This is a genomic window from Pedobacter sp. (assembly GCF_035566355.1).
GTDB lineage: Bacteria > Bacteroidota > Bacteroidia > Sphingobacteriales > Sphingobacteriaceae > Pedobacter.
In genome coordinates, this window is record NZ_DATMRL010000138.1 from 1 (window position 1) to 10,178 (window position 10,178).

Here is a 10,178-nt window from a genome sequence, read left to right on the forward strand (position 1 = left end):
TTTTTAAAAAATCAAGTGTAAATTATGAGTAATACGAAGTATGTTGATCCACTTCTTGACCTGAGTTTCAAGAGAATTTTCAGCGTTGACCAAAACCGAGATCTGCTGATTGCCTTCTTAAATGAAGTTTTCAAGGGGAGAAAACGGATTGTAGATCTTACCTACAATAAAAACGAACACCATGGGAATAACAAAGAGGAGGGATCTGCGATATTTGATCTCCTTTGTACCGGAGATCAGGGCGAAAAAATTTTGATAGAAGTCCAAAACGGCAGGCCCGTTAATTTTAAGAAGCGAGCAATATTTTATACCTCCCGGCTGATTAGTGAGCAAGCCCCCAAAGGAGAGATGGATAAGTGGAAGTATGATATCACTGAGGTGTATTTTTTAGCCATTTTGGATGAGAAACTGAAAGTAGGTGAGGAATACTTTCAAGATATTTGCCTCTGTAACAGGAAAACACGCGAAATATTTTACGAAGGTTTAGGCTACACATTTATAGAATTGAGTAACTTTGTTAAAACTGTTGATGAATTGGAGTCTGATTTAGACAGATGGCTTTATTCATTAAAATATCTGGGAGAAATGGATAATATGCCGCTACAGTTACAGAATAACGCGGTTTTTGAAAAACTTTATAATATTGCAGAATATTCGAATATGACACCGGAAGAGCAAGAAATATACGACAGGGAATTAAAGCGTAAATGGGATAATGAAGCTGTTAAGGAGCAGCAACGCCTCGATTATGAAGAAGGGCTTAAACGTAGCCGTGTAGAAGGTGAAGAGATTGGAAAAGAGATTGGACGGGTTGAGGAAAAGATGGAGATTGCTCTAGTGATGAAGAAGAAAGGATTCGAGGTATCTGTTATCGCTGAATTAACCCAACTCACGCCTGAAGAAGTCGAAAAATTGTAATACCATATAACCAAAACCAACAAAAAAGCCCTGAAAGAATTTTTAGGGCTTTTTTTACCAATAAATTTTATAAACAATAATGGCAGCATTCACATTAGAAATACGTGTGACGGTTTGAAGCGATATATCAGTAACCTTCTACTGGGGACAATCGCCCCTAATGCATATCTGGATGGGGTACTGTTGGGAAAAAGGTACCCTTTACCCCAACAGTACCTCATCTAGATCCCAAACCAGCGTACAGGGGGCTCGGTTTCGGGGGTGAAAATGTGTTATTTTGGCATTAAAACCGTATCCACTATATGGATAACACCATTTTTCTGACAAACATCAGCTATAATTTGTAAGCTTAATGAGGATTGAATAAGCTTTCCAATACTGCGTTACGGTAATCGAAAATATTTTTTAGTTTTTTCTTTACGATAAGACTGTGCATAATCTTACCTATAAAACCAAATGGTAATTCATAATCTACGGTATTTATCATCAAAACGCCTTGCTGATTTGGGATAAATTCATGATGATGTCTCCATAACTTATAAGGCCCTTTTTTCTGAAAATCGATAAAGCTTTTTTGATAATCAACCTCTGTAATCTGGGTTTGCCATTTCAATGGAATACCTAGCAAAGGTTTAACTGAATAGTCGATGATCATTCCTTTATATATATCAGAATCAGTGAGCTTGCTCAACACAACAAATCCCATCTCTTTGGGGGTAATCCGGGAAAGATTGTTAGGGGAGGAAAAGAAGCTCCAGGCGGTGGCTATATCACAAAATAACTGCTGTTCCCTTTTTAGTGTATACATCATTTTTGCTTTAGATAAGACTGTTATTTTTGAATAACATCAAAACTCTATATTAATGCAATTATATGCTAATTTTATAATTTTTAGTATATAAATATACTAATATTGTCGTCAAATTTAGAATCAGTAATTGGAGTTAGAGTATGGAGAAGTGATTACGGACGCTTTTCGGCGGCTGAGGGAGTTAAACTAAATATTTAATATTTTAGTCAAAATTTTGCTTTAAACTATAGCTGTTGAATAATATTTTTTGTGTAGTGAAAAAATAGTAACCATTTATTGAGGTGGAATATTTACTATTGCAAAAAGTTTTTGGTAGATTTATTTAATCTTCCCATTTGTTTATTTAAAAACTGGCTTTGAAATAACTGTATCTACAAACCATGAGGATATATAATGAACTTTCTGATCAGGAGCTGATTGAGCTTTTAAAAATAAAAGATCAGGGGGCTTTTGCTGAAATTTACAGCCGCTTTTGGAATAAATTGATGGCCATTGCTTATAACCACACCAAAGATAAATCTGCTGCCCAGGAAATTGTTCAGGAGCTTTTTATAGGATTATGGAATAGGAGAGATCAGCTGGAGATTCTTAATATTGGGAATTATCTGGCCACAGCAATTAAATTCTCTATCTATAAACAAATAGATAAAGAAAAAAGACGCAGGGAGGTAGAAAATAATGGAACCGGTTTTTACAATTATTCTGAAGACGAAGAAAAGATAGAGGCTAAATTCTTACAGGAATACATTAACGGGCTTGTTGAGCAATTGCCTGAAAAATGCCGTTTGGTTTTCAATTACAGTAGGGTGCAGGGTTTAAGTATTCCGGAAATTGCTGAGGAAATGAACATTTCTGAAAAAACTGTAGAGGGACATTTAACAAAAGGTCTTAAGACTATAAAGAGCAATTTAAAAGATTCAGGCATACTCAGCCTTTTGGTTACGGAAGCCATACATGAGTTTTTAAAATAATGCTTATGAAATTTTTCAAACTTTCTTCTCTTTTATTGGGCTTTTTATCTTTAACAGGTTGTGTTGGTAGTATGAACCCTACGGGTGGGAATTCCACACCAGATTATCCCTATTTTATCACTACTGAGCCGTTGGTTGTTAAAAAAATAGCAGTCCCAAAAGGAACAAGACTAGTTTATGAAGAGATGCTTTTCAAAAAAGGAGAACAAGATAGGATATTGAATGAGGGAAAACTCAGTACAATAGCGCTTCCAGACGGTAAAACCTTAGATTGGGGTGGTGTTCCTGTCACTTCGATTACAAAATTTTTCAATTCGGAAATGCATGGATTTACGGTTTATCCAAAATTTGATCAATTGACAAAGGACAAAAGAACTAAATTCTCTGAGCTGTGGGAAAGTTGCGGTGATGGTTTAGGAATTACGGTTAAAAACACAGACGATTGGTCCTTTAATACAAAAAACATTTCCGATGTTGAAAGTTGTAGTGTAAACTATCAGCGATATTTCAAGAAAGATGTCAGTCAACAGCTTTTTTTAAATGATATGTATCAGGAATTGATAAAAAATCGGTACAAAACTCTGAGCGGGAAAATTCTTTTTAAGAGTTAACTTCAAGCTTATATCCTTTGCTACGGATAACAACGATGTTGATGTTCGGATCAAATTCCAGTTTTTTTCTAAGTTTTGAGATGAACATATCCAGACTGCGGCCCACAATAACCCCTTCATCTTCCCATATCTCTTTTTGCAGCCGGCTTCTCTCTATGATCTCGTTGGGTGACGATGCAAAAATAAGCAATACACGGCTTTCCGTTCCGGTTAGGTCTATTGTTTTTCCATTAATGATCAGTTTCCGGTTTTTTGCATCAAACAACACCGAGCCCAAAGTGAACATATTGGTATATTGACCCTCAGGTATAGCTCTTCTTGGCTTAACAGATTTAAAAAAGATAAAACCGATAAATGCTAAAAATGGCAGGCTGCCCAGAAGATATCTGTTTTTTGCTGTATTTATTCCTGCAGGTCTGAATTTAATGTTGATTAGGTAACGTGCTCTGGGTTGTTTTCTTCCAATGCATGCTATAATATCATCTTTCTTATTTTTAGATATTGCGTATCCATAAGCTACACTGGAGTTGCCATAGTTCAGAACATTAACGATATAATCACTTGCAAAGGGGGCTTTAGCTAATAAACGCCGGGTGGTATTTACCAGTGAGTCTGGTCGAAAAGTAAAATCCTTCTCAAAGCTGATCTGGTATTCATTTTCTGCGATCTTTTTTACTGGAAGTACCCGGGATGTACTGTCGCCCGATTGCAGGAGGATTTCATGTCCGATCTGGCGGAGCAACACTTCTTTTTTGGCGAAATCAAAGTCGTCAATGCCCGCCATAGTGAAAGCCAGGCAGACTAGTGAGATAAACGAGAATACGATCAATCCGTATAGGTACTTGCGTTTCCCGGTCAGGAGATTTCTGCTATCAAGCATAATGTCAAGATTTTATACGCAAAGTTCACATTTTTTATTAGTTTAATAGATCATTAATTCTTCTTTTTTGGTTTTTTCGGCTTAGGATCTGGGAGTTCATTGACTGTGACCTTTACCAGGTTGGAAACCCAGTCGTGATCTTCCAATTCTTCCTGTATTAAAAAATAGGATTTCGCTCCTGGAAAGGGTGATGCTAAATTCGGTTTTCCAATAAATACCCGGCCTGCTTCTGTGGGTTTAATCAGTAACCGGTTGTCACAAACTAAAGCAAAGATCCGGACTCCGGCATACAGGCCGTATTCGCCGAACATTTTTTTATAGGTGATTCCGGCTGGGTGGTGTATCTGGTCGATGATATAGTCTACGTATTTTTGATCAGTTGCCATGATGATGTTACAATGTTTTTAAAATCTCAATAAAACGGTCAATTTCATTTTCTGTATTATAGTAGTGTGGAGAAACGCGAACAACCCACTCAATATCTTTTTCAGCGAAATCTATTACAGCTGATACTTTAGTCATGATATAAATATTGATGCCGCTCCTGGAAAAATGGTTCTTTGTTTTTTCAGGAGTGTGTCCGGTCAGGCTAAAAGTTACGATGTTACAGCGTTGTTTTCCTCGGTCCTGCAGCGTTACGAAACTTATTTCTGCCAGTGCATTGACCAGTCTGGAGAAGAGCAGTGCATTTCTTTCCATAATAGCTTCTATGCCGATATTTAACAAATACTTCAGTGCTTCTTTGCTTCCCATCATTAAGGCGTAAGAAGTTTCCCAGTCCTCAAACCTCTTTGCATCAGCTCTGGCGATGTATTCGTTTTCCTCTTGCCATTCCGCGCCTTGCAGATCTATAAACAATGGTTCCAATCCAGCAGCAAGTGCTGTGTCTGAAACGTATAAGAGACCGGCTCCACGTGGACCTCGCAGAAACTTTCGAAATGTGCCGCTTATAAAGTCGGCGCCTGTAGCGGGGCCATCTACATCGATCTGGCCTAATGACTGGCAGGCATCCAGCAGGTAAAGCGTATCGTATTTTTTAACAATTTTTCCTATTGCCTCCACCGGTTGTACTAAGCCGGAACTGGTGGGCACATGGGAAACAGAAACCAATCTTGGCTTATGCAGCAACATTTTGTTTTCCAGATCTTCCAGATCAATTTCGCCGCTTTCGGTGTTTTTTACCTGAATTATTTCTATCCCGAGTCTCTTCTGCAGTGAAAGGAAGGCAATAAAATTGGATGGGTAATCATTTTCGGTAAGTAAAACGACATCTCCTTGTTTGAATGGTACAGCTGATAATGCCCGGTTGTAACTGTCCGTGGCATTGGTTGTAAAGGCAATATTATTCTTTTTGCAATGGAGTAGTTGTGCGGCGTAATCGTAAAAGGTATCTAATTCTTCCCGCTTTTTGTCGGCCAACTCATAACCGCCTGTAAATTCTTCTTCGCTGATATAATCACGAATAGCCGAGGTGACTTGTACAGGACACAGAGAAGCGCCGGCATTATTTAAATGTACCAGGTTGGTTGTGCCTGGTGTGTCTTTACGAATTTGGTTTATATCCATAGTTTTCTGCTTTTTTTCTGATGAGTTCAAGGGTTGGACCCCAGTATAGTTCGAGATGTTTGCGGATTACCAGATCAGGGAAATTGCTGATCGTAAAGTCTAGTCTGGTTCTATGATCTTCTGGTATTAGGTTAAATTCAAGAATGCAGTAACTTTCTGCTATGTCGGGTAAATTGGAGAGGGAGCTTAAAAAGCTATAACTGAGTTTGGTATCTGGGTCAAAGGCCAGGATACTACCAGAGTTACTGAACAGAATGCCATGCAGGTCTCCACTCATGATTAGAGGGCTGCCGACTTTCCAGTCGGTTTGTATTTCAACAGGGGTATCGTGTGTCCACTGCTGGATGAGCGCAGGCGTAGTAAGAGTGTCCCAAACCGCCTGTGTTGTGGTATTTATCAGAACGGTTTTTCGTATAGTTTTCATAGTTTTGCACCTGGTTAGTCCTTGAACTTTTCATTCAACAAGCTGTCGGCTAAAATTATATTTTTTGAAGGATCTCCTTTGTACAATTTGAAATCACCATCCATTATTTTATAGTTCTTTGTTTTTGCGTAATTGCTTTGCTGTATTTCCTGAATAGCTTTTGCTGCGTCTTTATTGAAAATAAGCATTTCCAGATTAAAAGTCTCCTTCATTTCTGTGGCTTTGCCTGACATGGCCGAAATTGACATGCCTTTGGAATAATCAATTTGGATATATCTGTCTTTAGTAGTCCATTCATAAAAAACATCCATAGTAGTTGATGGCCTCAGACTCGGCGTGCCATATTGTTTGGTCAGTTGTTTAATCAGATCATTGTAGACTGTATCTGATTTCATCTCTGCATTGCCTAAAACAGCCACTGTTTTATTTTTATGTGTTAGAAAAGCTATTCTATTAAAGTTTATATTTTTATAGTAAGCAATGCTGTCTGTTACTTTGCTGTAGTAAGCCTTTCCATAAAATGAATCTTTACCATTCCAGGGATCAAACTTATAGCCAACAGGATAATCAAAGGGGGCAGAATAACCCTTTTTAACATATTCTTCCTGACTATTCGCACTGCTATCTATTTTCGATTTTAAAATTTCTAAAGGATTTTCGTTGAAATCAATTTTTTCTAAATCCAGGCCCGGTTTATTTTGGAAAGCAGTTGAACGAACTTTCTTTTGGGAACAAGAAAACATCAATAGACTCAACAGCAAAAAGCAATAATTCTTCATATTATTTCCGTTAATTTTAGATTTAAGGTAACAAAAAAGGGTGTATAAATCTATAAACTTGTATATTCTCTAACATCATTGGGTTAAGATTGTTTAGGCCGATGTCTATTCAATATCTGCAAGCATTGTATGGTTAAGGGAAAGTTAGCAGATCAGTTTGTAACCAATACTTCTTAAGTTCATGATTTGGATGCCGTGTTCATCCTTTAGTAACTTTCTTAAATGTGTCATAAACACATCCATACTTCTGGTATTGTAATAATTATCATCGCCCCAGATTTTGATCAATGCTTCCTGGCGCTCCAACACATCATTCTTACGCAGGATCATCATTTCCAGTAAAGCGCATTCTTTAAAGGAAAGAGAATGCGCAGCAGAAGAGGTGGTTAGTTTTTGCTGCACTGTATCAAGCTGGCAGTTTGCAAACGAATAAATTTTATTGTTTTCGGTTTCCTGTCCGATGACCTCTTTCCCAAAGCGCTGTAATAAAGCTTCCATCCGTACCAGCAATTCGTCCATGCTGAACGGTTTCTTGAGGTAGTCATTACCCCCTGATTTAAAGCCTTTCACTACATCTTCAGGCAACAATTTTGCACTTAAAAAGATAATCGGTAAGTCTGGCTGTGCCTTTCTGAGTTCTTTAGCGAGTGTATAACCGTCTTTGGAGGGCAGCATAATGTCCAGAATGCAGATGTCGGGATGTAAAGAAAAATAGGCATCCATTACCAGGTTACCATCTGCAACAGTCTGAACGGCATAACCACTGCTTTTTAAGCCATCACTAACAATGTGTGATAAAAATGGTTCGTCCTCTACATATAATACTTTAAAACTCATAATGCTATTGGGAAAGTGATGATAAAACTGGTTCCATGTCCGGGTTCACTTTTAATTTTGATTGTCCCGTTATGTTTTTCTACGATTTGTTTTACATAATGCAATCCTAAACCTGATCCTTTGATATCATGTGTGTCACCCTGTGCCGGAACTCTGAAGAACCTTTCAAAGATCTTTTTATGATAGATTTTGTCAATGCCAGGCCCGTTGTCTTTGAAAGTCAGTATTACTTTTTCGGAATCATATTTACAATTGATTTCCAAAAATAGCTTCTTCCCGGAATATTTAAAGGCATTGTCAATGAGGTTATAAAATATATTGGTCAGATGTAAGGGGTCTGCATAAATAAAACAAGGTTCTTCTAAAAGTTGGAAAGAGATATTTGCATCGCTGTTCTGCAAGCGCAGGTGCATAGAATGAATCACCTGCTGTAATCCAGATTGGACATCATATAATTCCAGTTTAAGTGGTTGATCTGCTTCAGTTCCGCTACTGACATTTAATGCTTTTTCAACCATCAGATCTAGTCTCTGCATTTCGTGCTGACTGATGTCAAGGTAGTGCTGCAGGGTTTCCGGATGATTGATCAGTTTATATTTCTTGATAGATTCCATGGCTAATAGTACGGTTGCAATTGGCGTTTTGAGCTCATGGGTCATGTTACTGGTGAAATCAGCTTTCGCTGCTGCATATAAGTTTTGGCTGCGCAACAGTTTAAGTATAAAATAAAAAGCGGCACAGGTGAGGATCACCATGAGCATAGAAGAGGCTAAATAGTACCGCATTCTATACCATACTACTGAATTCACAGAAGCCAGGTTCAATTGATATCTGTTGATGTTCTGGATATTATAAAGATAACTTCTGGTGGTAAATGCAGGTTTAAAGCCTGCCGGAACATTGCTTTGATGCGCTTTTGTATTGTTAAGAGAATAGATGTTATAATAAGGTCTGGAATTAATCCCCATTTTTTTTAAAGCAGCGTTTACATTTTTTTTCATTTGTATCAGAGAGAGGCTATCACTTAATCTCAGTTCCTCCGGACTACTTTCTGAACCAATGACCACAGGTTTTGCGCGTTTTTTTGAAGGATTATCTTTTACGCTTAAGCCCAGGATTACTGCAGTGCTGTCATTATCTACAATGATCCTGCTCGAAGTACGTACGCCCTGGATTTTCATGTTGTCAAATGCCAGACGCAGTTGTTCCCACTGCGGGGAGAGAAAGAGTTGTTTAGCCAGCGAAAGGTTGCCTGGATCTTTAAATTTGGTGATGCTGTAATACAAATTGGCTTGTGCAGTTTTACTGACCAGACTTTCTATTTCATCTTTAAGTTGTTTCTGCTGCGCCTCAAAAAGCTGCTGAAGCCATACCACCTGGAGCCCGGTGCTCACCAACAGAGAAAGTACGATCAATACATAAGTATATTTTGCTTTGAGCCATTTCATAAGGTAAAGTTCCTCATAATTTATCTGCTATGATCAGGTTAAGATACGATTTAACTCTATTTAACTCAACTTAACTCCCGTTTAGGAAGCGGCAGGGTAGGTTTGTGGTATAATTTAAATGAGATGAAAAAGCTAGTTTATATTTTATTGATTTTCTTTCCTTTTCAACTTTCCGCTCAGCAAAAATTAAGCGGAATTGTTCGTGATGAACAGGGCAAACCACTGGATGCTGCCACAATAACGATTTCACAGCATGGACAGGTGATCAGCAGTCAGCTGGCCGATCAGGGTAAATTTATACTGACTGGTTTGAACCAGGCACCTTATCAGCTTTCTGCTTCACTGCTGGGGTATAAGTCTATAGTTCGTACTTTTAGCTTACCAAAAGATAGTCTTAGCCTGGTGATGCTGAATGAGAGCAGGCAGCTGGTTGAGGTTGAGGTTACTTTTACCAAACCTACTATTGAACGGAAAACAGATCGCGTTGTATTCAATGTAGAAAAGAGCATTATGGCCAGTGGCGGTACTGTTTGGGATGCTTTAGGTAAAGCGCCAGGAGTAAAGACCAACAGTGATGGCGGGGTCACAGCGAATAATAAAGGTGTTACGGTCTATATGGATGGTAAACCGGTAAGGTTATCCGGAGACGATCTTGCGGCTTATTTGCAAAGCATTCCTTCTGATCATATTTCAAAGATAGAGGTCATGTCTAATCCATCTTCCAAATATGAGGCACAGGGTGGTGCAGTGATTGAGATTATTTCAAAGAAAATAAAATCAGATGGATTGAATGTGGGTTTGAGTGGTGGTTACACCCGTGGACAATTAAACCGATACACGGGCAGTGGAATATTTAATTACCGCAAAAACAAGCTGAATATTTTTGGTACCTATAGTTACGGTGACCGGGACATTAAACGCGATTTAAGTCAG

The 10,178-nt window shown here is 38.3% G+C and carries 12 protein-coding genes; 4 read left to right on the forward strand and 8 right to left on the reverse strand.

Annotated features, from left to right (window positions below):
- Window positions 1–24 precede the first annotated feature (24 nt).
- Window positions 25–918 (forward strand): Rpn family recombination-promoting nuclease/putative transposase, encoded by an 894-nt coding sequence (locus VNZ46_RS05395; protein ID WP_325559099.1) that lies wholly within the window; start codon window positions 25–27, stop codon window positions 916–918.
- Between the two features lie 349 nt (window positions 919–1,267).
- On the opposite strand, the gene VNZ46_RS05400 is transcribed toward VNZ46_RS05395, so the two are convergent.
- Complete coding sequence (locus VNZ46_RS05400; protein WP_325559100.1) at window positions 1,268–1,729, reverse strand: SRPBCC family protein; 462 nt, start codon at window positions 1,727–1,729, stop codon at window positions 1,268–1,270.
- A 380-nt stretch (window positions 1,730–2,109) separates the two neighbouring features.
- Here VNZ46_RS05400 and VNZ46_RS05405 point away from each other — a divergent pair, with 380 nt between their 5' ends.
- On the forward strand, window positions 2,110–2,700 hold the full coding sequence (locus VNZ46_RS05405; protein WP_325559101.1) for an RNA polymerase sigma-70 factor: 591 nt from the start codon (window positions 2,110–2,112) through the stop codon (window positions 2,698–2,700).
- A gap of 5 nt (window positions 2,701–2,705) precedes the next feature.
- Window positions 2,706–3,311 (forward strand): hypothetical protein, encoded by a 606-nt coding sequence (locus VNZ46_RS05410; RefSeq protein ID WP_325559102.1) that lies wholly within the window; start codon window positions 2,706–2,708, stop codon window positions 3,309–3,311.
- Here the strand turns inward: VNZ46_RS05410 and VNZ46_RS05415 are convergent.
- The 7 genes from VNZ46_RS05415 to VNZ46_RS05445 all read right to left on the reverse strand — a co-directional run bounded on the left by VNZ46_RS05415 (window position 3,301) and on the right by VNZ46_RS05445 (window position 9,245).
- Complete coding sequence (locus VNZ46_RS05415; protein ID WP_325559103.1) at window positions 3,301–4,191, reverse strand: winged helix-turn-helix domain-containing protein; 891 nt, start codon at window positions 4,189–4,191, stop codon at window positions 3,301–3,303. The genes VNZ46_RS05410 and VNZ46_RS05415 overlap by 11 nt on opposite strands.
- A gap of 53 nt (window positions 4,192–4,244) precedes the next feature.
- Window positions 4,245–4,577, reverse strand: coding sequence for a TfoX/Sxy family protein (locus VNZ46_RS05420; RefSeq protein ID WP_325559104.1), 333 nt, complete (start codon window positions 4,575–4,577; stop codon window positions 4,245–4,247).
- A gap of 7 nt (window positions 4,578–4,584) precedes the next feature.
- Window positions 4,585–5,757 carry an aminotransferase class V-fold PLP-dependent enzyme gene (locus tag VNZ46_RS05425; protein WP_325559105.1) on the reverse strand — a complete coding sequence of 391 codons (1,173 nt, stop codon included), beginning with the start codon at window positions 5,755–5,757 and terminating at the stop codon, window positions 4,585–4,587.
- Window positions 5,735–6,181, reverse strand: coding sequence for an SRPBCC domain-containing protein (locus VNZ46_RS05430; RefSeq protein ID WP_325559106.1), 447 nt, complete (start codon window positions 6,179–6,181; stop codon window positions 5,735–5,737). Before VNZ46_RS05430 ends, VNZ46_RS05425 begins: the two co-directional genes overlap by 23 nt.
- 14 nt (window positions 6,182–6,195) lie before the next feature.
- Window positions 6,196–6,960, reverse strand: coding sequence for a hypothetical protein (locus VNZ46_RS05435; protein WP_325559107.1), 765 nt, complete (start codon window positions 6,958–6,960; stop codon window positions 6,196–6,198).
- Between the two features lie 144 nt (window positions 6,961–7,104).
- Window positions 7,105–7,797 (reverse strand): response regulator transcription factor, encoded by a 693-nt coding sequence (locus tag VNZ46_RS05440; protein ID WP_325559108.1) that lies wholly within the window; start codon window positions 7,795–7,797, stop codon window positions 7,105–7,107.
- A complete protein-coding gene (locus tag VNZ46_RS05445) occupies window positions 7,794–9,245 on the reverse strand; it encodes a HAMP domain-containing sensor histidine kinase (RefSeq protein WP_325559109.1) in 1,452 nt (483 codons plus the stop codon). The genes VNZ46_RS05440 and VNZ46_RS05445 overlap by 4 nt, the downstream gene beginning before the upstream one ends.
- Before the next feature lie 123 nt (window positions 9,246–9,368).
- On the opposite strand from VNZ46_RS05445, the gene VNZ46_RS05450 reads away from it, so the two are divergent.
- The coding region (locus tag VNZ46_RS05450) for a TonB-dependent receptor (RefSeq protein ID WP_325559110.1) at window positions 9,369–10,178 on the forward strand (810 nt) is incomplete at its 3' end.

Excerpts from the sequence above, each read along its gene's own strand:
- VNZ46_RS05440 (WP_325559108.1), bottom strand. The coding sequence starts at position 7,797 with ATGAGTTTTAAAGTATTATATGTAGAGGACGAACCATTTTTATCACAC.
- VNZ46_RS05400 (WP_325559100.1), bottom strand. The coding sequence starts at position 1,729 with ATGATGTATACACTAAAAAGGGAACAGCAGTTATTTTGTGATATAGCC.
- VNZ46_RS05430 (WP_325559106.1), bottom strand. The coding sequence starts at position 6,181 with ATGAAAACTATACGAAAAACCGTTCTGATAAATACCACAACACAGGCG.
- VNZ46_RS05395 (WP_325559099.1), top strand. The coding sequence starts at position 25 with ATGAGTAATACGAAGTATGTTGATCCACTTCTTGACCTGAGTTTCAAG.
- VNZ46_RS05445 (WP_325559109.1), bottom strand. The coding sequence starts at position 9,245 with ATGAAATGGCTCAAAGCAAAATATACTTATGTATTGATCGTACTTTCT.
- VNZ46_RS05425 (WP_325559105.1), bottom strand. The coding sequence starts at position 5,757 with ATGGATATAAACCAAATTCGTAAAGACACACCAGGCACAACCAACCTG.
- VNZ46_RS05405 (WP_325559101.1), top strand. The coding sequence starts at position 2,110 with ATGAGGATATATAATGAACTTTCTGATCAGGAGCTGATTGAGCTTTTA.
- VNZ46_RS05415 (WP_325559103.1), bottom strand. The coding sequence starts at position 4,191 with ATGCTTGATAGCAGAAATCTCCTGACCGGGAAACGCAAGTACCTATAC.
- VNZ46_RS05435 (WP_325559107.1), bottom strand. The coding sequence starts at position 6,960 with ATGAAGAATTATTGCTTTTTGCTGTTGAGTCTATTGATGTTTTCTTGT.
- VNZ46_RS05420 (WP_325559104.1), bottom strand. The coding sequence starts at position 4,577 with ATGGCAACTGATCAAAAATACGTAGACTATATCATCGACCAGATACAC.
- VNZ46_RS05410 (WP_325559102.1), top strand. The coding sequence starts at position 2,706 with ATGAAATTTTTCAAACTTTCTTCTCTTTTATTGGGCTTTTTATCTTTA.